Genomic DNA, 21,587 nt, shown 5'->3' with positions numbered 1-21,587 from the left:
TCCTCGGCGTGACCTGATCAGCCGTTACGGCGCTCGAAGTCAGCCATGAATTCGATCAGGGCATCGACGCCTGCTTCCGGCATGGCGTTGTAGAGGCTTGCACGCATGCCGCCGACGCTGCGATGCCCCTTCAGTGTGGTGAGCCCTGCCTGCCTGGCTTCGGCGAGGAAGCGCTCGTCCAGGGCGGCGTCGGCAAGCACGAACGGGACGTTCATCCAGGACCGGCAGGCGGGATCCACCGGATTGGAGTAGAACGGCGATGCATCAATGGCCGCATAAAGCTTGCCGGCCTTGCGCTGGTTCAACTCGCCAATGGCGGCAAGCCCGCCCTGCTCCTTGATCCACTTGAACACCAACCCCGCCAGATACCAGGAATAGGTGGGCGGCGTGTTGGACATGGAATCTGCCTCGGCCTGGGCCTGGAAGTCCCAGACTCCCGGCGTCACCGGCAGACACTCACCAATCAGGTCGTCGCGCACGATGACCAGGGTAAGACCCGCCGGACCGATGTTTTTCTGCGCGCCGGCGTAGATCAGACCGAACCGCGACACCTCCACCGGACGGGAGAGAATCGTTGACGACATATCCGCCACCAGCGGCGCGTCGACAGCGGGAATATCGTGGAACTCCACGCCAGTGATGGTCTCGTTGGCGCAGTAGTGAACGTAGGCGGCATCGGCGGAGAGCTTCCAGTTGGCCCGCGGCGGAATGGTGAGTTCGCTCTCCGGTGCAGCCGCCGCCACGTTGACCTCGCAGTACTTGCCCGCCTCCTTGATCGCCTTCTTCGACCAGGAGCCGGTATTGACGTAATCGGCGACCTTGCGGCCGCGCAGCAGGTTCATGGGGATTGCGGAGAACATGCCCGTGGCACCGCCCTGCAGGAACAGCACCCTGTAGTTGTCCGGCACATGCAGCAGATCCCGCAGATCCTTCTCCGCGGCGGCCGCGATGGACACGAATTCCTTGCCGCGATGGCTCATTTCCATGACCGACATGCCGCTGCCCTGCCAGTCGAGCATCTCGTCGGCAGCCTGACGCAGCACCGCTTCCGGCAGTACCGCAGGACCAGCGCTGAAGTTGTATACGCGTGCCATGGACACAAACTCCTAAAAGAAATGATGACTTTTCATTGAGATACCAGACCAGGGCGGCGGCCGGGGATCGCCACCGGCCGCGCCTATGGTGCGACTGGGATCAATCCTGCGGGGACGTCTCGTCGTCGCCGTCGTCCATGTCGACATCCGTCTCGTCGTCAAGCAACTCGAGACGTTCCAGACCCACCAGGGTCTCGTCACCGGACAGCGAGATCAATTTCACGCCCTGGGTGTTACGGCTCATGGTGGAAATACCGGCCACCGGCGTACGGACCAGTGTTCCGCGACGCGTGATCAACATGATCTCGTCGTTCTCGGCGACCTGCACGGCCCCCACCACCTCACCGTTACGCTCACCGGTGCGGATGGAGATCACCCCCATCCCGCCACGGCCACGGCGCGGATAATCATCCAGCGGCGTGCGCTTGCCAAAGCCATTTTCGGTGGCGGTGAGAATGTCGCCCTCGCCGAGTATCAGCAGGGCAATGAGATACTGGTCGTCATCAAGCCGCATGCCCCGGACCCCGGCGGCAACACGCCCCATGGCGCGCACTTCCTGCTCCTGGAAGCGAATCGCCTTGCCGGCGTTGCTGAGCAGCATGATGTCGCGCTGTCCATCGGTGATGCCCACGTTGACGAGATAATCCTCGCCGCGCAGGTCCAAGGCGATGATGCCCGTGGAGCGCGGCCGCGAGAAGTGAGACAGCGGAGTCTTCTTGACGGTGCCACGGCGTGTAGCCATGAACACGAAATGCTCATCGTCGAACTCGCGGACAGGCAACACAGCGTTGATCCGTTCACCTTCATCCAGCGGCAACAGGTTGACGATGGGCTTGCCGCGGGAGGCGCGACTACCCTGGGGCAGTTCGTACACCTTGAGCCAGTAGCACTTGCCATGGCTCGAGAAGCACAGCAGCGTGTCGTGGGTGTTTGCAACCCAGAGCTGATCGACGAAGTCCTCGTCCTTCATGGCCGTGGCGCTCTTTCCCCGACCGCCGCGACGTTGTGCCTGATAGGTATCCAGCGGCTGATACTTCGCATAACCATGGTGCGACAGCGTCACAACCACGTCCTGCGGGGTGATGAGGTCTTCCATGGTCAGGTCGAGCTGATCACGGATGATTTCGGAGCGGCGCTCGTCACCGAACTGCTCCTTGATGGCTTCCAGCTCCTCCCGGATCACCTGCATCAACCGATCAGTGCTGTCCAGGATCTCGATGAGATCAGCGATACGATCGAGGAGATCGCGGAACTCGTCGAGAATCTTGTCCTGCTCAAGACCGGTGAGGCGATGCAGACGCAAGTCAAGAATCGCCTGGGCCTGGGCTTCCGAGAGTCGGTAACCGTCATCGGTCATGCCGAATTCCGGCCCCAGGGTTTCCGGTCGGGATGCGTGGGCGCCGGCCCGCTCGAGCATGGCAGTCACGCCACCTGGCGGCCAGAGGCGAGCGGTGAGGCCCTGTTTGGCCTCTGCCGGGCCCGGCGACGCCTTGATCAGCGCGATGACCTCATCAATGTTGGCCAGCGCAACAGCCAGCCCTTCCAGCACGTGGGCCCGTTCACGAGCCTTGCGCAGGTCATAGATGGTGCGACGGGTGACCACCTCACGGCGATGCCGCAGGAAGGCCTCCAGAATTTCCTTGATATTCAGCAGTCGTGGCTGGCCACCTTCCAGCGCCACCATGTTGATGCCGAACACCGTCTGCATCTGGGTCTGCTGGAACAGGTTGTTCAACACCACTTCGGCAACTTCGCCGCGACGCAGCTCGATGACCATGCGCATGCCATCCTTGTCGGACTCATCGCGCAGTTCGGTGATGCCCTCGAGGCGTTTCTCCTTGACCAGCTCCGCGATCTTCTCCAGCAAACGGGCCTTGTTCACCTGATAGGGCAATTCGGTGACGATGATCGACTGCTTGCCGTTGCGCTCGTCTTCCTCGATATGGGTGCGCGACCGCATGACCAGGCGGCCCCGGCCAGTGCGGTAGGCCTCGTGCACACCCAGCGTGCCGTTGATGATGCCGGCGGTGGGAAGATCGGGGCCGGGGATGTATTCGATCAGATCGTCAACAGTCAGGTCTTCGTCGTCGATCAACGCCAGGCAGGCATTGATGACTTCATTCAGATTGTGTGGCGGGATGTTGGTGGCCATGCCCACGGCGATACCTGATCCGCCGTTCACCAGCAGGTTCGGCAGCCGGGTCGGCATGACCGTGGGCTCACGCTCGGAGCCATCGTAATTGTCGATGAAATCGACGGTTTCCTTGTCGATATCCGCGAGCAACTCGTGGGCAATGCGCGCCATGCGCACTTCGGTGTAACGCATGGCGGCCGGGGCGTCGCCGTCCACGGAACCGAAGTTGCCCTGACCGTCCACCAGCATGTAGCGCATGGCAAAGGGCTGGGCCATCCGCACGATGGTGTCGTAGACGGCGGAATCGCCATGGGGGTGATACTTACCGATGACGTCACCGACAACACGTGCCGATTTCTTGTAGGCACGGTTCCAGTCATTACCGAGCTCGCGCATGGCGAAGAGCACACGACGATGGACCGGCTTGAGCCCGTCTCGTACGTCCGGCAAGGCCCTGCCCACGATCACGCTCATGGCGTAGTCGAGGTAGGACTTCTTCATCTCGTCTTCGAGATTGACGGGAAGTATTTCTTTCGCGACGTTGGCCATCGACGCTCTCTAGCTCATGCTGCTCGGGAACGACCTACCACGGACCATCAGCCGCCACCTCTTGAGTGTCGGCCGACGACCCGCATTGCAGGCCCTGGAAACGGGCAGGATCATAGCACAGCGGGGGCACGTATCGCAGCGCCCGGCACCCCGCCACACAGGCTTACTTGCGGTAGGCCTTGTGCACCACGATGGGTTCGGTAGGCACGTCGCGATGCATGCCGTGGCTGCCCGTTGGCTGCGCGGCAATGCGGTCAATCACATCCATGCCCTCGCTGACCCGGGCGAAGACGGCGTAGCCGAAATCCCGCTCGCCGTGGTCCAGAAAGGCATTGTCAGCCAGGTTGATGAAGAACTGCGACGTGGCGCTGTCCACCTGTTGCGTCCTGGCCATGGACAACATGCCGCGCTCGTTCTTCAGGCCATTGTCGGCCTCGTTCTTGATGGGGTCACGGGTTTGCTGCTGCTGCATGTCGGCATCGAAGCCGCCGCCCTGGATCACGAAACCGGGGATGACACGATGGAAGATGGTTCCGTCGAAGAAGCCGTCATCCACGTAGCGGAGGAAATTCTCCACCGTGATGGGGGCCTCGTCAGGGAAAAACTCGAGGGTGATGTCTCCGTGACTGGTTTCCATGACAACCATGGTTGCGTCTCCTGTGTTGTCGGCCTGGGCGGCGCCGGTCAACAGACCGACGGCAATCAGGGCATGCATGAAGGGCTTGATCAGTCTGTTCATGGCAATCGTTCTCCGTCCATCTCGTCGCCGCGCGACTCGTCGGCCCAGGGCTCAAGCTCCAGCTGGGTGATACGACCACCGTGGATCGTCACCGTGCCCGTATAACGCCGGTCGCCTCGGCTGGCAAACTCGAACTTGTAGTGCGTCGCCAGACGCAAGCGCCCATCCGCCCCCCGCAACAGCTTCCAGCGGTCGCGGACAACGCTGTCGTCAAGAAACTGGACTTCCGCCTGTCGGCAGGCACGCCGCGCCGCGGATCGCGCCTGCTCGAGCCGCGCGAGCCCCTTATACCAGAGCGCTACGGCAGCGACCACGGGCAGCAGCAACCAGAAACCGGCACTCATCGCAATCCCATTAGCGTCGCCAGGCTGCGCATCAGGGCTGTCCGCCGAACAACTTGGCCATGGTCGCGGTCGAGGGCTTTTCCACGACACCCCGCTCGGTAACCAGCACATCCACCAGTTCCGCGGGCGTGACATCGAAGACCGGGTTCCAGGCGTCGGCGCCCTGCGCCGCAAGGCGTTTGCCGCCGATGGCCAGCAACTCCTCGGGATCCCGGTGCTCGACGGGAATTTCGTCGCCGCAGGCAAGCGCCATGTCCACCGTGGATGACGGCGCGACCACCATGAAACGGACGCCATGATGGCGCGCGGCGATGGCGAGTCCGTAGGTGCCGATCTTGTTGGCCACGTCGCCGTTGGCAGTGATCCGGTCTGCGCCGACGATGACCCAGGAAATTGCCCCGTCACGCATGAGCAGAGGCGCAGCACTGTCTGCCAGCAGCGTCACCGGAATGCCGTCCCGCAACAGCTCCCAGGCGGTCAGCCGGGAACCCTGCATCCACGGGCGCGTCTCGTCCGCATAGACTCGAGCGACAAGGCCACCGGACCAGGCACTGCGAATGACTCCCAGAGCCGTTCCGTAACCGCCGGTGGCCAGCGAGCCGGTGTTGCAGTGCGTCAGCACCCCGCTGCCGGCATCGATGTAGGCCGCGCCCAGTTCACCCATCCGCTGATTGGCGGCCAGGTCCTCCTCGGCAATGGCATTCGCTTCCGCCTCGACCCGGCCGGCGTCCACATCGCCGAGTGCGGCGATCCGGTCCAGCGCCCAGGCCAGGTTGACGGCCGTGGGCCGGGCGGCACGCAATTGCGCCAGCAGGCGCTCACGCTGCCCGCTGTCACCGCCCGCTTCACGCCAGGCCAGCGCGGCACCATAGGCACCAGCAATACCGATGGCCGGCGCTCCTCGCACCACCATCTGGGCAATCGCCTCGGCGACTTTCGCCGCCGAGGTGCAGCAAATCTCCGAGACCTCCTCAGGCAGTCGACGCTGGTCAAGCAGGATCAGGCTGTCACCGGCCCAGCGAAAGGGACGGATGGAATCATGGTCAGGCATGGTTGTCTCCCCAGGCGGTATACTGCTCGCCGGAGGTGAACCATGGAACAGATCGACACGCTGATCAATGCGCGATGGGTGATACCCGTGGAACCGGAGGGCACGGCCCTGGATCGGCACGCGGTTGCCATCGATCGCGGCCGCATCGTCGACATCCTGCCCTGGGAGGCGGCAGCACAGCGTTTCCAACCCGAGACCTTGCTCGAGCGACGCTCTCATGCGGTTCTGCCCGGCCTGATCAACGCCCATACCCACGCGGCCATGAATCTGTTGCGGGGTCTTGCTGATGACCTGCCCTTGATGACCTGGCTGCAGGAGCACATCTGGCCTGCGGAACAACAGCATGTAGGACCGGAGTTCATTCAGGACGGCGTAGAGGCGGCCTGCGCGGAACTGATCGCCGGCGGTGTCACCACCTTCAACGACATGTACTTTTTCCCGGAAGTAGCGGCACGCGTCACCAGCCAGGCGGGCCTGCGTTATTCCGCGGGCATGATCGTCATCGACTTCCCCAGCGCCTATGCACAGGACGCCGATGAGTATCTGCGTAAGGGCCTCGCCATGCGGGATGCCTGGCGGGCTGATCCATTGGTCACCACCGTGTTCGCCCCCCACGCGCCCTACACCGTGGCCGATGACAAACTGAAGCATATCGCGGTGCTGGCCGAAGAACTGGAAGCGCGGGTGCACATGCACATCCACGAGACCGCGTTCGAAGTTCAGCAGAGCCTCGAGCAGACCGGCAAGCGACCCCTGTCCCGACTGGCCGAGGCCGGGCTGGTCACACCATCCCTGATGGCCGTGCACATGACTCAGCTGGACGACGACGAAATTGCACTCATGGCCGACAGCAACGCCAGCGTGGTGCACTGCCCGGAGTCGAACCTCAAGCTGGCCAGTGGCTTCTGCCCCGTGCAGCGGCTGCTGGATGCGGGCGTCAACGTGGCGCTGGGCACTGATGGCGCCGCCAGCAACAACGATCTCGACATGTTCGGCGAGATGCGCACGGCGGCCCTCCTGGCCAAGGGCGTCACCGGCGACGCCGCAGCTCTGCCCGCCGAGCGCGTGCTGGCCATGGCCACCATCAACGGCGCCCGTGCGCTGGGTATGGATCGGGATACGGGGTCACTCCTACCCGGGAAGTTCGCCGACCTGATCGCAGTGGACCTCTCGTCACTGGAAACCCGGCCCGTGTACCATCCCATTTCCCAGCTTGTTTATGCCGCAGGGCGCCACCATGTCACGGATACCTGGGTGGCCGGCCGTCGCCTCTACGCCGAAGGCGCATTGACGACACTTAATCGTGACGAAATTCTCGAAAAACTGGGCCGTTGGCAGGATAGGCTAATGACAAATGCGTGACGAATGAACAAACAGCGCATACACTAGAAGAATATTCGGGAAATCCATGGCTTCCCGGACATTGTGATGAGAAAGGGTGAGATGAACGCCACTGCCGCCAACGTCGATCCGTCGGAAATCGCGAAGTTCGAGGCTTCGGCCAGCCGTTGGTGGGACAAGTCCAGCGAGTTCCGCCCGCTGCACGAAATTAATCCGTTGCGCCTGGAGTTCATTAGCCGGCATGTCGACCTGTCCGGAGCGCGGATACTCGACGTTGGCTGCGGCGGCGGCATCCTGAGCGAAAGCATGGCTCTGGCCGGAGCCACAGTCACTGGCATCGACCTGGGTAAATCGGCTCTCAAGGTGGCACGGCTCCATGCGCTTGAGACCGGTGTGGAGATCGAGTACCTGCAGCAGGCCGCCGAGGACCTCGCAACCGAACGCAGCGGCGCCTACGACGTGATCACCTGCATGGAAATGCTTGAGCATGTGCCGGACCCAGCGTCCATCGTTGAAGCCTGTGCCCGCCTTGTTCGTCCTGGCGGCCGAATCATTTTCTCCACCATCAGTCGATCGCCAAAAGCCTATCTGCAGGCCATTATCGGGGCCGAATACGTCCTTGGCCTGCTGCCCAGGGGAACCCACGACTACAACCACTTTATCCGGCCTTCCGAACTCTGCGCCTGGAGTCGTCGACAGGATCTGCGGGTGATCAGCCTTGAAGGCATGACCTATAATCCTCTGAGCCGGCAGTATCGCTTGACCGGCGATATCAGTGTGAATTACCTCGCATGCATGGAGCGACCGGACGAGGGTGGACGACAAGATGGCTAGCGTGCTCGCCCAGAGCACCCACGAGGCCCATCAACCGGGTCGATCTTCAAGTTTGCGTGCCGTGCTGTTCGACCTGGACGGTACGCTGCTCGACACCGCTCCCGACCTCATTGAATGCGCGCAGGTTCTGCTGGAGGAGCACGACCTTCCCCGCCAGCATGAGGGACACTTCGGCCCGGTGGTCTCCCACGGCAGCGCCGCCATCCTCTCCAGAGTGTTCAACATCGCGCCTGACGATCCGGCCATGGAACCGTTGCGGCAGCGCTTTCTGGCCTTGTATCGAGAACATGTAAGCAGCCGAACCCGTCCGTTCCCGGGAATGCTCGAGGTCCTCGATGACCTGGAAGCCCGGGGCATGATCTGGGGCGTGGTCACCAACAAGCCGGCCTGGCTCACGAATCCGCTGATGCGCGACCTGGGTCTTGCCGAGCGCAGTCGCTGCATCGTTTGCGGCGACACGCTCGCGCAGCGCAAACCGCATCCAGCGCCGGTGCTGCACGCCTGCGAACTGATTGGCGTCGAGCCAGCCGAAACTGTGTTCATCGGCGACGCCCTGCGCGACGTCGATGCCGGTCAGCGCGCCGGCACCAAGACCCTGGGGGCGCTATTCGGCTACATCTGCGCCGAGGACAAGCCGTGGCTCTGGGGTGCCGACGCCTACCTGAACGCACCGGGCGACCTCAGCGACTGGCTTGATGCCATGGACCGCGCCGAAGGCAACTAACCCGATCAACATCACAGCCCCCGAGTTGTCCGCCGAGCCGGTCTATGCTTTGATCCCGCTGCACCCGGAACAGAGCATGTCATGGATTCACTGAATTACTGTCGGGAAAAAGGCGCGCCGGAGGGCTCCAACCGCTATTACGCCATTCGCTTCGCCGCTCCCGGCCAGGAGCGCGCCCTGATCGGGACGCACGCGCTGTATCTGGAACTCACGGCGATCCCTCTGGTGGTCAACGAACCAGGGGTGGCAGCGGCGAAACTGGACTGGTGGCGTGAGGAACTCCGGCTGGCCGTTGCCAGCACACCACGCCACCCGGTAACGAACCTGCTGCAGCCCGTGTTCGAGGCGAATCGGGCCAACTTGCAGGATGCTCTTGCCCTGGTGGATGGTGTGGCCATGGACCTGGAATACGGCACTTACCCAAGCTTTCAGGGGCTTGCGGATTACTGCCATGCCACCGGTGGTCGTCTGGCTGCGATGCTGGTCCGCATTTGCGGTGGGGAGTCGGACAAGACAGAATCCTACCGCCACGACCTGGGGATGGGGCTGCGGCTGCACGAGCTATTGCTTGCCACCCGGGATCACGGTCGACGCGGCCGCTGCTATGTGCCCGAGGATGAGTTGACCGCAGCCGGGTTGGACTCACAGGCCCTGCAGGGGGCGGCCTCAACACCCGCTTTGCGAGGGCTTTTCAAGCAACAGGGTGCACGGGCACTGGATTTCCTTGACCGCGCGGATCAGGCGATCACCGGCGAGCAGCGGGCACTGCAGCGCAGCAACGTCGCATTGACAGCACTGTACCGCGCGACGCTGGAAGAACTGGAACGCAGCAACTATCCGCTGCTGGAAGAACGCCAGGAACTGACGCCGCTGCGGCGGCTGTGGATTGCGTGGCGGGCGGCGCGACGGGCCGCACGTAGGCAGTAAACCAATAACGAATACAGGATCGAAGCATAACCATGAGTAACAAGGGCATTGAGCATCTGGGGGCGGAATACATCCTGCCCGACACGCTACAGGCGGAAAGCCTGCAGGATCGCGTCATTCTCGTTACCGGCGCCGCTGCCGGATTGGGGCGCGCGGCCGCCCAGGCACTGGCGGGTGCCGGCGCCACCACCGTACTGCTGGACAAGAGCCTGAAGGGCCTCGAATCACTCTACGATGCGATCACCGCGGCCGGCCATCCCGAACCCATCCTCCATCCCATCAATTTCGAGGGTGTGGGGGCAGCTGAATACCTGGAGCTGGCCACCGCGATCGACCGGGAATTCAAGCGTCTGGACGGCGTGCTGCACAACGCGGCAGCCATGGGCGAGTTAAGCCCCATCCATCAGTATGACCCTGACATCTGGGCCCGGACCCTGCATGTGAACATCAATGCACCATTCCTGCTCAACCAGGTCTGTCTGCCCTTGATGCAGCGCTCGGAGAACGCCCGCATGGTGTTCACCAGCGACGCCGTCGGCCGCCGTGGCAAATCATTCTGGGGCGCCTATGGCGTGTCCAAGGCTGCCATCGAAAACATGATGGAAATCCTTGCCGGAGAACTCGGGCCCAACAGCCGCGTGCGGGTCATGAGTCTGGACCCTGGCCGCGCCGACACCGCCCTGCGCCGCCGCGCCTACCCGGCGGAAGACCCGGGTACCGCACCGGACCCGCAGACATTGGGACCGGTCTATGTGCACCTGTTCGGCTCCGGGGGACATGCATTGCACGGCCGCCGAGTCACGCGTCCGGAACAGGGTGGCTGATATCCATTCATACCGAATGGCGCGCAAGGTGTTCCAGAAATGAACATCTTGCGTCCTTCAGGCGCAACGGCCAATATTGCCGATGTGTCGACCTGTTCCTCAGGCTGGCCCATGGGGACGGCCTGTTTTCGTGACAGGCGTCACATAGTCAGTGAACTGAACGGGTAGAGTGTCGAGAGCGGGAGTACAAGTGCGCGCTCCCACGTTCGGAAGAGCGAACACCACTTTTACAGTCAGCTTCAGGAAAAAACGCCATGGCCAGTTCCCTGAGTCTTGCCAACGTTATCGATTCCGATTTCCGGCTGGCAGCGCTGGAAACGAATACCCCGGAACGGGTCTTCGAGGTTTTCAAGCGCCTGACCCTCACCACCGGCCGCGCGGTTTACGGCTGGTCACCGGATGATGGACTGTACCGTCTCGGCACGGAGCGGATCTTCATTCCCCAGACCCGCAGCATCGGTGATGCGCTCGGCTACATTTCCGCCAGCCGGCATTATGGCATCTACCTGTTGCAGGACATCACCCAGACCCTGGAGAAGCCGAGCATCCTCCGCGCCTTCGAGCGCATTACGGAAAAAGACGACAATGTCCGCCGGCTGGTCATTCTGCTGGGCGAGACGGTTACCGTGCCGGAGCACCTTGCACCGCAGGTTGCCATGATCCGTCATTCCGTGCCGCAGCACGCTGCAAACGGCTAGTGTCATCTGCCTAGCGGCGCCGATTGCGGGCTTTCCCGGAACCCGAGCGGCGCGGCTTTGGCGATGTTTGCACCTCGACTTCGGGTTCCAGATCCACGGCGCGACACAAGACCTCGACCGCTGAGCGGTCGAGGAATCGCCATTCGCCTCTTTGCAGATCCTCAGGCAGCCGGATCGGTCCATAACGAACCCGTATCAGGCGGCTGACCGTCACCCCCTGGGATTCCCAAAGACGCCGCACTTCGCGGCGACGGCCCTCTTTCAGAATCACGTGGAACCACTGGTTACCACCGGTGCCACCCCGTGCCTCGATGGATTCGAAGTGGGCAGTACCGTCCTCAAGTTCGACCCCCGCCTGCAAACGCGACAGCATCGCCGGCGTCACCTCGCCGAAGATGCGCACGGCATACTCGCGCTCCATCTCATAGCGTGGATGCATGAGCCGATTTGCAAGTTCACCGTCATTGGTCAGCAACAAGAGCCCCAGGGTGTTGATATCGAGCCTACCGATACTGATCCAGCGTCCGTTATTGAGCCTGGGCAGAGACTTGAACACCGTTGCCCGGCCTTCCGGGTCATGACGCGTGGTCAGCTCTCCAACCGGCTTGTGATAGATGAGCACGCGGCGCGACGGGCCCAGTAACTTCTGCGCGGGTATCAGCCGACCATCGACCTTGATTTTCTCCTCACCGGTCACGCGGTCGCCGAGCTTCGCCGGTTCGCCGTTGACGAGCACCCGGCCCGCACGAATGCGCTCTTCCAGCTCACGGCGTGAACCGAGCCCCGCCCGGGCCAGCACTTTCTGCAGTTTCTCGTCGGTGGTCATTGCCGCTGATCCCCCGTGGAGACCCGCTCTTCCGGATCGTCCTCGACCACCTCCTCGGGAAAACGCAGGTCCAGTTCCGGATGGATCTCGTCGAGGTCGCGCAATTCCATCAGAGAGGGCAATTGATCCAGGCTCTTGAGGTTGAAGTAGTCGAGAAACTGCCGCGTGCTGCCGTACATGGCCGGACGACCGGGGACGTCACGATGACCGACGATACGCACCCAGCCACGCTCCTGCAGGGTTCGCATGATGGAGGTACTGACACTCACGCCGCGAATCTCCTCAATCTCACCACGGGTCACGGGCTGCCGATAGGCGATGATGGCAAGCGTCTCCAGCAGGGCACGGGAATAGCGACCTGGCCGCTCCTCCCAGAGTCGCGAAACCCAGGGAGCATACGCCGAGTGCACCTGGATCCGCCAACCGCTGGCCACTTCCACCAGGGTGATCCCGCGGCCGTCATAATCGCGCTCCAGTTCCGTGAGCGCTGCTCGCAGTGCGCCCTTGTCGGGTACCGTCTCACCGGAGAACAGGCTCTGCATATGCTCCAGCGAGACCGGCGCATCGGCGGCCAGCAGGGCGGCCTCCAGTATGCACTTCAGCGGCGGTTGGCTTGCCATGGATTCAGGCACTCCTCGGGACGGGCGCGCCGCGGATCAGGCCCGCGCACGCACGTAAATCACGCCAAAGGGCTCGGCCTGCACCAGTTCGATGAGGCTTGCCTTGATCAGCTCCAGGATGGCGAGAAAGCTCACGACCACGCCGGCGCGCCCCTCCTCCGCATTGAGCAGATCGCGAAAGTCCGTGAAGTTTTCACTGTCCAGCCGCTCCAGCGTTCGGGTCATGCGCTCCCGCACAGAGAGAGACTCCCGCTGGACGTGATGATGAGTGAACATCTCGGCCCGGGCCATGACGTCCGCCAGAGCCGATAGCAGCTCATGCATGCTGATCTCCGGCGGTCGCCGCTCGGGTGCAGCATCCGGTGCCGGCGCCCCGGCCGGGTAAAGATCGCGGTGAACCCGCGGGAGTTCATCGAGATTCTCCGCGGCACGCTTGTAGCGCTCGTACTCCTGCAGCCGGCGCACCAGCTCGGCCCGGGGGTCAGCCTCATCGTCTTCGGCATGAACCGGCACCGGCAACAGCATGCGGGACTTGATCTCCGCCAGCATCGCAGCCATGACCAGATACTCGGCGGCCAACTCCAGGCGCAGATCCTTCATCAGGTCGACATACTCCATGTACTGCGCAGTAATGGCAGCAATGGGAATATCCAGAATGTCCAGATTCTGTCGACGAATCAGGTAAAGCAGCAGATCCAGCGGGCCCTCGAAAGTCTCGAGGAATACCTCCAGGGCATCCGGTGGGATGTACAGATCGTGGGGCATTTCGGCGAGTTGCTCGCCCCGCACCACGGCACGAAGCTGATCCGGGCGGTCCGCCAGCAATTCCGTCGCCGTCTGCTCCATCACGCCCTCATCCGTCGCATCAACCGTAGTCCAGGCCCATCACGCGGCGGACTTCAACCAGCGTGTCACGGGCCGTGTCACGGGCCACCTCCGCCCCCTCGGCGGCAATGGTTCGCACCAGCTCGGGGTCATCCTCGAACTCGCGGGCACGCTGCCGGATCGGTGCCAGCTCCGCCTGCACTGCCTCGATCACCGGCTTCTTGCAGTCCAGGCAACCGATGCCAGCGGATCGACAACCGCTCTGCACCCATTCCTGGGTCGCTGCATCCGAATAGGTCTTGTGGAATTCCCAGACCGGACACTTCTCCGGATTCCCGGGATCCGTGCGCCGCACCCGCGCCGGATCGGTAGGCATGGTGCGTATCTTGCGGTCCACCTCGTCGGGTTCTTCACGCAGGGAAATCGCGTTCCCGTAGGACTTGGACATCTTGCGTCCATCCAGCCCGGGCATGCGTGGCGAGGGTGTCAACAGCGCTCGGGGCTCCGGTAGCACAATGATGCCTGAACCATCCAGATAGCCTTCCAGACGCTCCCGGTCGGCCAGCGTGATGTTCTGCTGACCGGAAACCAGCGCCTTGGCCACCTCCAGGGACTCAGTGTCGCCCTGCTCCTGGTATTTCTTGCGCAAGCCCAGGTACATCTTGTTGTTCTTCTTGCCCATTTTGCGGGCCGCGTCGAGGGCCTTGTCCTCGAAACCCGGCTCCTGTCCGAACTGGTGGTTGAAACGACGGGCGATCTCCCGCGTCAGCTCGACGTGGGCAACCTGATCCTCGCCCACGGGTACATCGGTTGCCCGATAAATGAGGATGTCGGCCGACTGCAACAACGGATAGCCCAGGAAACCGTAGGTAGCGAGATCCTTCTCCCGAAGATTCTCCTGCTGGTCCTTGTAGGTGGGCACCCGTTCCAGCCAGCCCAATGGCGTGATCATCGACAACAGCAGATGCAGCTCGGCATGTTCCGGAACCCGCGACTGGATGAAGATTCGCGCAAGGCTCGGGTTCACGCCGCAGGCAAGCCAGTCGATCAGCAACTGCCAGACGTTGTCGGAGATCACCTCCCGCTCGTCATAGTGGGTCGTCAGGGCATGCCAGTCGGCGACGAAAAAGAAGCATTCATGCTCCTGCTGGAGCCGAATCCAGTTCTTCAGAACACCGTGGTAATGGCCGAGGTGCAATCGCCCGGTGGGTCGCATGCCTGATAGCACACGGCCGCGGCGTGAGCCGATGGAACTCAAGTCTGCCTCCTCAAGAATCGCGATGGGTTCCAACCAGGCCGGAGGTGCCGGACAGGTTGCGAACCGGCGATGATACCGCAGTCCAATCTGCCGGCCTACGTTTCGAACACGCTGGCGTCACCCTTGCCGCGGCGCAGAACCTCGGGAACGCCGTCATAGAGATCCACAACAGTGGAAGGCTCCATGCCGCAAGGTCCGGCATCGATGATGAGGTCGACCTGCTTGCCGATGGCTTCGCGAATGTCCTGGGGATCGGTGTAGGGCATGTCGTCCTGCTCCGGCAACAGCAGACTGGTGCTCATCAGCGGCTCGCCCAGCGCCTCCAGCAGGGCACGCGCCACCGGGTGATCCGGAACCCGGATGCCGATGGTCTTGCGCTTCGGGTGCTGAAGCCGACGGGGTACCTCTCCGGTGGCCCGAAGCACGAAAGTGTAGGGCCCGGGGGTGAAGGCTTTCAGCAAGCGATAGGCGGTGTTCTCGATGCGGGCATAGGTGCCGATTTCCGACAGATCGCGGCAGGCCAGGGTGAAGTTGTGCTTGTTCCCCAACCGCCGAATCAGGCGAATGCGCTCCAGAGCCTGCTTTTCACCCATGGCGCAACCCAGGGCGTAGGTGGAGTCGGTGGGATAGACCACCACCCCACCCTCGCGGATGATCTTGACCGCTTGCTGAATGAGCCGCGGCTGGGGCGTTTCAGGGTGGATTTCGAAGTACTGACTCATGCGGGATGGACCTGTTGCCTGTATCCGGGTGATCGTCCTGCGGCTGGCGCCGGGTCGCCGCGCTCTGTGATACCCTCGCGGGCAGGTCGGCGAGCCGTGACTCAACAGCCGAGCCTCGCAGTCTGACACAACACCCCGGCCGGGGACTACGCGGTGCAGGCCCGTGCGCCCGTCACCGCGACGGCATCCAACACATAGGTAGCGCAATGACCGTAGAGCGTATACGCATGATCGAGGCGCGCATTCGCAGCGCGCTTCCCGTAGAACACCTGGATATCGAGGATGAGAGTCATCTGCATGCCGGCCACCCTGGCGCCAAAGACGGACGTGGCCACTTTCGCGTGACGGTCATCAGTGAGAGCTTCGGTGACTGCTCTCCCCTGCAACGCCACCGCCTGGTCTACGACGCCGTCGGTGGCCTGATGCAGACCGATATCCACGCCCTCAGCATTCAGGCCATGACCCCGGCGGAGTACAAGAGCTAGCCCAACAGCTCCAGCAACCCGGCCTCGTCGAGTATCTTGATGCCCAGCGTCTGCGCCTTGTCCAGCTTGGAGCCGGCGGCTTCGCCTGCCACGACATAGTCGGTCTTTTTCGAGACGCTGCCGGTGACCCGACCACCCTTTGCCTCGATGCGCTCCCTGGCGTCGTCGCGGGTCATCTCCGCCAGGGTGCCGGTGAGGACGAACGTCTGCCCTTCCAGCGGGCGGCTGTCAGCGTCGGCAACAACAGGGATGGGCTCCCATGCAACACCAGCCTCCTGCAGGGCCTTGATGACTTCGCGGTTATGGGGCTCATCGAAAAAGTGGGCAATGGCCTGGGCCACAACCGGACCCACATCGGGCACCGCGACCAGTGCGTCTTCCGAGGCGTCCATGATGGGCTGCAAATCGCCCAGGGCGGTGGCCAGACGCTGTGCGGTGACCTCCCCCACATGCTGAATGCCAAGACCATAGAGAAAGCGCGGCAGCGTGGTCTTTCGGGACTTGTCGATAGCGGCGATCAGGTTATCGGCAGACTTGTCCCCCATGCGGTCGAGCCCCGCCAGGGTGGCATGCTCGAGGCGGTAGAGATCCGCGGGGGTCTGGACCAGGTCACGACTGACCAACTGCTCGACGATCTTGTCACCCAGTCCGTCGATATCCATGGCCCGCCTTGAAGCGAAGTGCAGGATGGCGCCCATGCGCTGCGCCGAACAAACCAGTCCACCCATGCAGCGGTAGTCGACTTCATCGTCCAGGCGCATCACTTCGGAACCGCACACCGGGCAGGTCTCCGGCATCTGCCACTCGGCGGCGCCCTCAGGCCGCGCCTCGAGATTCACGCCGAGAATCTCCGGAATCACGTCACCGGCACGACGAAGCATCACCGTATCGCCCTCGCGAACGTCCTTGCGACGCAACTCGTCAAGGTTGTGCAGGGTCGCCCGGCTCACGGTCACGCCGCCCACCTCTACCGGTTCCAGGTCCGCCACGGGGGTGATGACACCAGTCCGCCCCACCGACGGCAGAATCCGGCGCAGGCGTGTGGTCGCCTCCTGGGCCGGCAGTTTGTAGGCGATCGCCCAGCGTGGGGCGCGAGCGGTGAATCCAAGTGCCTCGCGGTCCGCCAAGCTGTCCACCTTGAACACGACACCATCGATGTCGTAGTCCAGGGCGTCCCTGCGCTCAAGCAACTCGCGATAATAGGCGAAGCAGGCTTCCAGACCCTGCAGCTTGCGAACCTGATCGTTGACGCGAAAACCCCAGGCCCGCAACGCCTCAAGAACGGCGTAATGGCTTTCCGCGTCGACGCCTTCGTCACCGGCAACGCCGAACGTGAAGAAGGTCAGCGGCCGCGCCGCGGTGATCCGGGAGTCAAGCTGTCGCAAGCTGCCTGCAGCAGCATTCCGCGGGTTGGCGAATGGTTTCTCACCATCCGCCAGGCGGCGTTCATTCAACTGCTGGAAATCCCGGCGCCGGATGACCACCTCGCCGCGCACTTCCACCAGACGCGGAACATCCTCTCCCAGCAGTCGCAGCGGAACGCTGCGCACCGTGCGCACATTCTCCGTGATGTCCTCACCAGTGCGGCCGTCGCCCCGCGTCCCGGCCCGGGCCAGCAAACCATTTTCGTAACGAATGCTGAGCGACAGACCATCGAGTTTTGGCTCACCCACGTAGAGCGGCTCACGACCTTCCAGGCGTTCGCGGATGCGGCGGTCGAAATCGATCAGGTCCTGCTCTTCGAAGGCGTTGTCCAGTGACAGCATGGGCACGCGATGCTCGACAGGACCGAATGCTGTATGCGGCGCCGCGCCGACCCGCTGCGTGGGCGAATCCGCGGTGCGCAGATCCGGCCAGTCTGCCTCGATACGCTGCAGTTCCTGCATCAACCGGTCGTAGTCGGCATCGGCGATCAGCGGATCGTCCAGCACATGGTAACGGTGGTTATGGTGCTCGATCTCACGGCGCAGTTGCTCCGCCCTGTGGCGCGCGGCCGTCTGGTCGGCTGGTTTTTCCGGGCTGCTCATGGAGTTGTATGTCGGCTGAGAGAAAGGCCGCATTTTAGCAACAGTGAACGGTCACGGACACGCTGAAGAGACGTCGCCACGGATACTGTGTTCTGACTCGCGAACTGTGAAACCAGAGGGCGACAAAGCGCCGTGAATGTGTTCATACTCAATGGAGACAAAGATTAATTCTCAAGGTGAGCAAGGCACGGTAAGCGTGCCGGATTTGGAACTTTGCACAGGCGGTGTCAATCCAACAGGATGGATTTGGTCTTCGTGGCCAGCGCCCCCGGGGCGAATCAGGAATAGGTCGTCCTTGAAGTCCCGAGGTCGATGGTCGCTCGATTGGCGGATTCACTGCATTCGCAGCTTGGCCGAGAGGGACCGGTATGGTGGATAAGACTGAACGTGGAGCCAGTGGCAAGCAGAGTGCGTTTGTCGACTCGCTCGTGAGTTACACCAAAGAACACAAAGCCCGTCACTGGGAGGGCACCTTCGATCAATTTCTTCGGGATATTTTTCCCTCCAACGCCGACAGGCTCGGCAGAAGCAGCCATCAGTACATCTGGGACATGATTCGCTGGCACGGCGCCAGGGAGTCCGAAGAAGGTCAGGATCTCACTCACTATCGCTTGTTTTCCAATGAACTCTTCGGCATGGACGAACCGCTGGAGCGGGTCGCCAACTACTTCAAGGCGGCCAGCGAAGGCTCGGAAGTCGGCCGCCGACTCCTGCTATTGCTGGGCCCGCCTTCAGGCGGCAAATCCAGCCTGGTGACCCTGCTGAAGCGCGGGCTCGAGGAGTACAGCCTGACCGATGACGGCGCCATGTACGCCATCAAGGGCAGCCCCATCCACGAGAACCCCCTGCTCCTCATTCCTCACAGCAAACGGGGGGAGTTTCGCGACACCTACGGCGTGAATATCGAGGGGGAGTTGAGCCCCTACGCGCGGACAGTGCTTGAGGAAGAGTACGAGGGAGACTTCACCCGCGTACCCATCGAACGGATTTTCATCACCGAGGCCGGCCGGATCGGTGTCGGGACCTACGCGCCCCATGACCCCACCACGGCGGATATCGCTGACCTGGTTGGCTCGGTGGATCTCGCCAAAGTCGCCGAGTTCGGCGATGAGGGCAATCCCCGCGCCTGGTCGTGGTCCGGCGCCGTCTATGCGGCCAGTCGCGGCATGCTGGAGATGATCGAGATCCTCAAGGTGAAGCGGGAGTTCCTCTACCTGCTCCTCACCCTGACCCAGGAAAAGAACGTCAAGGTGTCGCGCTTCCCGCTGATCTCCATGGACGAGACCATCGTTGCCCACACCAACCTCGCGGAGTTCCGCAAGTTCCTGCAGGAAAAGGAGAACGAAGCGCTGCTGGACCGCATGGTCATCATCCAGGTGCCCTACACGCTGCGCTATCCGGACGAGGCCCGCATCTACCACAAGCTCACCTCGTCCACGCCCAGCTTCCAGCAGGTACATCTTGATCCCCATGCGCTCAAGGTGGCCGCGGTCTTCGCCGTGCTTACTCGGCTGAAGCCGTCAGAGCGGCCCGATCTCGACCTCAGCAAGAAGGTGCGCATCCACGCCGGGGAGGACGTGGAAGGTGTCTCCGTTGCCGAAGTGGACAAGATTCGGGACGAGAACCCCGACGAAGGCATGGAGGGCGTCTCCCCCCGCTTCGTGGTCAATGCCCTGGCCGGCGCCATCAGCCGCAGCGAACAGCATAGCCTCACCGCCGTCGAGGTACTGCTGGCGCTGAAGGACACCATCGAGTCCGATGCGCGCATGGATGCGAAGCAGAAGAAGGGCTGGATCGATCTGCTGGTCACCGTGCGCAAGGATTTCTACAACCGCTGGGTGAAGGAGGACGTGCACAAGGCCTTGTTCGTCTCTTTCGAGCAGGAGGCACAGGACCTGCTCGACAAGTACCTCGATGAGGTCGAGGCCGTACTCGACAACCGCAAGGTCACCGACCCCATCACCGGTGAGGAGCGCGACGCTGATGAACGCTTCCTGCGCGGCGTCGAGGAGAAGATCAAGGTCTCCGATAGTGGCAAGCACTCCTTCCGCCAGGAAGTGGTACGCAAGGCCATGGGGGCCTACAAGCGCGGCGAGAAGTTCAGCCTGACCAGTCACAGCCGGCTCGAAGAGGCCATCGAACAGTATCTCTTCGAGGAACGCCGCGACGTGCTGCGGCTGGTCACGTCCAGCGCGCGGCCGGATGACGATGCCAGGGAGCGGATCTCGACGGTGGCGGAGCGACTGATCAGCGATTATGGCTATGACAAGCACAGTGCCCAGGAGGCACTGAATTACGTGACCACTCTGCTCTCCCAGGAATAGAACCGGGACGCCCCGCCGCTCCATTAGGAGCAGCGGGGCGCGCAGCTGCGGAGGACGCATGACCAATGACCCGCCCCGCATCTCCACCATGGCCATCCAGCACCGCTGGTATGACCTCTTCTCCCGCGGCGCCCGGGACTGGTTACGCCACAACGCCAAGGTTCGTGATTCGGTCCGCGAGCAACTGCCGGACCTGATCGCCGGCGCCGATATCCTGAGCCGCCCTTCCGAGCGCAGCGTACAGGTACCGGTGCGCTTTCTGGAGCACTACCGCTTCCGGCTGCGCGATCGCCACCAGGAGGACGGTGTTGGCCAGGGTGCAGGCCAGCCCGGTGACGTCTACCGCCGTGGCGGGCAACCCGGCGGACAGGGAGAACAAGGCGGTGAGGGGGGTAGCGGCCAGGGGGAGTACAGCTTTGTACTCGAACTCAAGGTCGATGACATCGTCGACTGGCTATGGGAAGAGCTGCAACTTCCAGACCTCAAACCCAAGGCCACCGACTCGCTGACCGACGACGCCGTCACGCCCGAGGGCTGGGACCGTCGTGGGCCCAGGGCGAGGCTTGACCGGCGACGCACGGTAAAGGAAGCGATCAAGCGGCGCATCACCCAGACGGATGGCCCATCGTTCACCGATGATGATCTGCGTTTTCGCCAGCTGGCGCGACGGCGCAAACCGGCAACCAACGCGGTGGTGGCCTTCGTGCTGGATGTCTCCGCCAGCATGGACCCCGCCCGGCGCAAGCTCGCCAAGGCATTTTTCTTCTGGGCCAGCCAGGGCCTGCGACGCCAGTACGGCGATCTGGAGACCGTTTTCATTGCCCATACCAACGAGGCCTGGGAATTCAGCGAGGAAGACTTTTTCCAGGTATCGGCTACCGGCGGTACGGTGGCCTCCCGTGGCTTCCGTCTGGTCAGCGAGATATTCGACGATCGCTACAACGCAGCCCAGTACAACCAATACGTGTTCTATGCCTCTGACGGAGACAACTTCGCCGATGACCGCCAGTCGGCGGAGGCGTTATTGAGCAAGCTCGCCGCCGAGGTGAATTTCTTTGGTTTCGTCGAAACCCCCCAGAACCGGTTCGAGTCGGCCCGCTCGGAAATGGGCCGCCTGGTGAAGTCGCTGGAGGCACGCGATCTTCCCCTGGCCAGCTATTCGGTGCATGGGGACAACGACATCTGGGAAGCCATCCGTACCTTTTTCCAACGTCAGGCCGGGGAAGCCGCCTGACAGGGAG

Annotated in this window: 20 protein-coding genes; 9 read left to right on the top strand and 11 right to left on the bottom strand. The window is 62.7% G+C overall.

The window, feature by feature from the left end:
- Positions 1 to 17 precede the first annotated feature (17 nt).
- The 5 genes from serC to mtnA all read right to left on the bottom strand — a co-directional run bounded on the left by serC (position 18) and on the right by mtnA (position 5,911).
- A complete protein-coding gene (gene serC / locus J2T57_RS09560) occupies positions 18 to 1,094 on the bottom strand; it encodes a 3-phosphoserine/phosphohydroxythreonine transaminase (protein WP_253477218.1) in 1,077 nt (358 codons plus the stop codon).
- 100 nt (positions 1,095 to 1,194) lie between these two features.
- Entirely contained in the window at positions 1,195 to 3,777 is a 2,583-nt protein-coding gene (gyrA, locus tag J2T57_RS09555; protein WP_253477215.1) for a DNA gyrase subunit A, read from the bottom strand.
- A 163-nt stretch (positions 3,778 to 3,940) separates the two neighbouring features.
- Entirely contained in the window at positions 3,941 to 4,423 is a 483-nt protein-coding gene (locus tag J2T57_RS09550; RefSeq protein WP_253477833.1) for a peptidylprolyl isomerase, read from the bottom strand.
- Between the two features lie 89 nt (positions 4,424 to 4,512).
- On the bottom strand, positions 4,513 to 4,860 hold the full coding sequence (locus J2T57_RS09545) for a DUF3301 domain-containing protein (protein ID WP_253477212.1): 348 nt from the start codon (positions 4,858 to 4,860) through the stop codon (positions 4,513 to 4,515).
- Between the two features lie 31 nt (positions 4,861 to 4,891).
- Positions 4,892 to 5,911 carry an S-methyl-5-thioribose-1-phosphate isomerase gene (mtnA, locus tag J2T57_RS09540; protein WP_253477208.1) on the bottom strand — a complete coding sequence of 340 codons (1,020 nt, stop codon included), beginning with the start codon at positions 5,909 to 5,911 and terminating at the stop codon, positions 4,892 to 4,894.
- 42 nt (positions 5,912 to 5,953) lie between these two features.
- On the opposite strand from mtnA, the gene J2T57_RS09535 reads away from it, so the two are divergent.
- From J2T57_RS09535 to J2T57_RS09510, 6 genes are all read left to right on the top strand, one after another.
- Complete coding sequence (locus J2T57_RS09535; RefSeq protein WP_253477205.1) at positions 5,954 to 7,273, top strand: TRZ/ATZ family hydrolase; 1,320 nt, start codon at positions 5,954 to 5,956, stop codon at positions 7,271 to 7,273.
- 81 nt (positions 7,274 to 7,354) lie between these two features.
- The gene (gene ubiG, locus J2T57_RS09530; protein ID WP_253477831.1) at positions 7,355 to 8,086 is read left to right on the top strand and encodes a bifunctional 2-polyprenyl-6-hydroxyphenol methylase/3-demethylubiquinol 3-O-methyltransferase UbiG; all 732 of its coding nucleotides are present in this window, start codon (positions 7,355 to 7,357) and stop codon (positions 8,084 to 8,086) included.
- Entirely contained in the window at positions 8,079 to 8,810 is a 732-nt protein-coding gene (locus tag J2T57_RS09525) for an HAD-IA family hydrolase (protein ID WP_253477202.1), read from the top strand. Before ubiG ends, J2T57_RS09525 begins: the two co-directional genes overlap by 8 nt.
- Positions 8,811 to 8,891: 81 nt before the next feature.
- Positions 8,892 to 9,737 (top strand): squalene/phytoene synthase family protein, encoded by an 846-nt coding sequence (locus J2T57_RS09520; RefSeq protein ID WP_253477200.1) that lies wholly within the window; start codon positions 8,892 to 8,894, stop codon positions 9,735 to 9,737.
- Positions 9,738 to 9,769: 32 nt separating this feature from the next.
- Positions 9,770 to 10,561 (top strand): SDR family NAD(P)-dependent oxidoreductase, encoded by a 792-nt coding sequence (locus J2T57_RS09515; RefSeq protein ID WP_253477197.1) that lies wholly within the window; start codon positions 9,770 to 9,772, stop codon positions 10,559 to 10,561.
- 254 nt (positions 10,562 to 10,815) lie between these two features.
- Positions 10,816 to 11,259, top strand: coding sequence for a hypothetical protein (locus tag J2T57_RS09510; RefSeq protein WP_253477195.1), 444 nt, complete (start codon positions 10,816 to 10,818; stop codon positions 11,257 to 11,259).
- A gap of 10 nt (positions 11,260 to 11,269) precedes the next feature.
- Here the strand turns inward: J2T57_RS09510 and rluB are convergent, their stop codons facing one another.
- From rluB to J2T57_RS09485, 5 genes are all read right to left on the bottom strand, one after another.
- A complete protein-coding gene (rluB, locus tag J2T57_RS09505) occupies positions 11,270 to 12,085 on the bottom strand; it encodes a 23S rRNA pseudouridine(2605) synthase RluB (protein WP_253477192.1) in 816 nt (271 codons plus the stop codon).
- Positions 12,082 to 12,705, bottom strand: a complete 624-nt coding sequence (gene scpB / locus J2T57_RS09500) for an SMC-Scp complex subunit ScpB (protein ID WP_253477189.1) — start codon at positions 12,703 to 12,705, stop codon at positions 12,082 to 12,084. Before scpB ends, rluB begins: the two co-directional genes overlap by 4 nt.
- A 36-nt stretch (positions 12,706 to 12,741) precedes the next feature.
- The gene (locus J2T57_RS09495) at positions 12,742 to 13,551 is read right to left on the bottom strand and encodes a segregation and condensation protein A (protein WP_253477186.1); all 810 of its coding nucleotides are present in this window, start codon (positions 13,549 to 13,551) and stop codon (positions 12,742 to 12,744) included.
- Between the two features lie 19 nt (positions 13,552 to 13,570).
- On the bottom strand, positions 13,571 to 14,788 hold the full coding sequence (locus J2T57_RS09490; RefSeq protein ID WP_253477182.1) for a tryptophan--tRNA ligase: 1,218 nt from the start codon (positions 14,786 to 14,788) through the stop codon (positions 13,571 to 13,573).
- Positions 14,789 to 14,883: 95 nt separating this feature from the next.
- A complete protein-coding gene (locus J2T57_RS09485) occupies positions 14,884 to 15,510 on the bottom strand; it encodes an L-threonylcarbamoyladenylate synthase (protein WP_253477179.1) in 627 nt (208 codons plus the stop codon).
- 206 nt (positions 15,511 to 15,716) lie between these two features.
- On the opposite strand from J2T57_RS09485, the gene J2T57_RS09480 reads away from it, so the two are divergent.
- Entirely contained in the window at positions 15,717 to 15,995 is a 279-nt protein-coding gene (locus J2T57_RS09480; protein WP_253477176.1) for a BolA family protein, read from the top strand.
- Here the strand turns inward: J2T57_RS09480 and ligA are convergent.
- Complete coding sequence (gene ligA / locus J2T57_RS09475; protein WP_253477173.1) at positions 15,992 to 18,022, bottom strand: NAD-dependent DNA ligase LigA; 2,031 nt, start codon at positions 18,020 to 18,022, stop codon at positions 15,992 to 15,994. The genes J2T57_RS09480 and ligA overlap by 4 nt on opposite strands.
- A 368-nt stretch (positions 18,023 to 18,390) precedes the next feature.
- Between ligA and J2T57_RS09470 the strand changes: the two genes are divergently transcribed.
- Positions 18,391 to 20,346, top strand: a complete 1,956-nt coding sequence (locus J2T57_RS09470) for a serine protein kinase (protein ID WP_253477171.1) — start codon at positions 18,391 to 18,393, stop codon at positions 20,344 to 20,346.
- A 58-nt stretch (positions 20,347 to 20,404) separates the two neighbouring features.
- Positions 20,405 to 21,580 carry a DUF444 family protein gene (locus tag J2T57_RS09465; protein WP_253477168.1) on the top strand — a complete coding sequence of 392 codons (1,176 nt, stop codon included), beginning with the start codon at positions 20,405 to 20,407 and terminating at the stop codon, positions 21,578 to 21,580.
- The last annotated feature ends 7 nt before the right edge of the window (positions 21,581 to 21,587 follow it).

Source organism: Natronocella acetinitrilica (genome assembly GCF_024170285.1).
Classification (GTDB): Bacteria; Pseudomonadota; Gammaproteobacteria; order Nitrococcales; family Aquisalimonadaceae; genus Natronocella; species Natronocella acetinitrilica.
The sequence above is the reverse complement of the archived record's forward strand: the minus strand, read 5'-3'. Positions and strand labels throughout refer to the sequence as shown.

Excerpts from the sequence above, each read along its gene's own strand:
- serC (WP_253477218.1), bottom strand. The coding sequence starts at position 1,094 with ATGGCACGCGTATACAACTTCAGCGCTGGTCCTGCGGTACTGCCGGAA.
- gyrA (WP_253477215.1), bottom strand. The coding sequence starts at position 3,777 with ATGGCCAACGTCGCGAAAGAAATACTTCCCGTCAATCTCGAAGACGAG.
- J2T57_RS09550 (WP_253477833.1), bottom strand. The coding sequence starts at position 4,423 with ATGGTTGTCATGGAAACCAGTCACGGAGACATCACCCTCGAGTTTTTC.
- J2T57_RS09545 (WP_253477212.1), bottom strand. The coding sequence starts at position 4,860 with ATGAGTGCCGGTTTCTGGTTGCTGCTGCCCGTGGTCGCTGCCGTAGCG.
- mtnA (WP_253477208.1), bottom strand. The coding sequence starts at position 5,911 with ATGCCTGACCATGATTCCATCCGTCCCTTTCGCTGGGCCGGTGACAGC.
- J2T57_RS09535 (WP_253477205.1), top strand. The coding sequence starts at position 5,954 with ATGGAACAGATCGACACGCTGATCAATGCGCGATGGGTGATACCCGTG.
- ubiG (WP_253477831.1), top strand. The coding sequence starts at position 7,355 with ATGAACGCCACTGCCGCCAACGTCGATCCGTCGGAAATCGCGAAGTTC.
- J2T57_RS09525 (WP_253477202.1), top strand. The coding sequence starts at position 8,079 with ATGGCTAGCGTGCTCGCCCAGAGCACCCACGAGGCCCATCAACCGGGT.
- J2T57_RS09520 (WP_253477200.1), top strand. The coding sequence starts at position 8,892 with ATGGATTCACTGAATTACTGTCGGGAAAAAGGCGCGCCGGAGGGCTCC.
- J2T57_RS09515 (WP_253477197.1), top strand. The coding sequence starts at position 9,770 with ATGAGTAACAAGGGCATTGAGCATCTGGGGGCGGAATACATCCTGCCC.
- J2T57_RS09510 (WP_253477195.1), top strand. The coding sequence starts at position 10,816 with ATGGCCAGTTCCCTGAGTCTTGCCAACGTTATCGATTCCGATTTCCGG.
- rluB (WP_253477192.1), bottom strand. The coding sequence starts at position 12,085 with ATGACCACCGACGAGAAACTGCAGAAAGTGCTGGCCCGGGCGGGGCTC.
- scpB (WP_253477189.1), bottom strand. The coding sequence starts at position 12,705 with ATGGCAAGCCAACCGCCGCTGAAGTGCATACTGGAGGCCGCCCTGCTG.
- J2T57_RS09495 (WP_253477186.1), bottom strand. The coding sequence starts at position 13,551 with ATGGAGCAGACGGCGACGGAATTGCTGGCGGACCGCCCGGATCAGCTT.
- J2T57_RS09485 (WP_253477179.1), bottom strand. The coding sequence starts at position 15,510 with ATGAGTCAGTACTTCGAAATCCACCCTGAAACGCCCCAGCCGCGGCTC.
- J2T57_RS09480 (WP_253477176.1), top strand. The coding sequence starts at position 15,717 with ATGACCGTAGAGCGTATACGCATGATCGAGGCGCGCATTCGCAGCGCG.
- ligA (WP_253477173.1), bottom strand. The coding sequence starts at position 18,022 with ATGAGCAGCCCGGAAAAACCAGCCGACCAGACGGCCGCGCGCCACAGG.
- J2T57_RS09470 (WP_253477171.1), top strand. The coding sequence starts at position 18,391 with ATGGTGGATAAGACTGAACGTGGAGCCAGTGGCAAGCAGAGTGCGTTT.
- J2T57_RS09465 (WP_253477168.1), top strand. The coding sequence starts at position 20,405 with ATGACCAATGACCCGCCCCGCATCTCCACCATGGCCATCCAGCACCGC.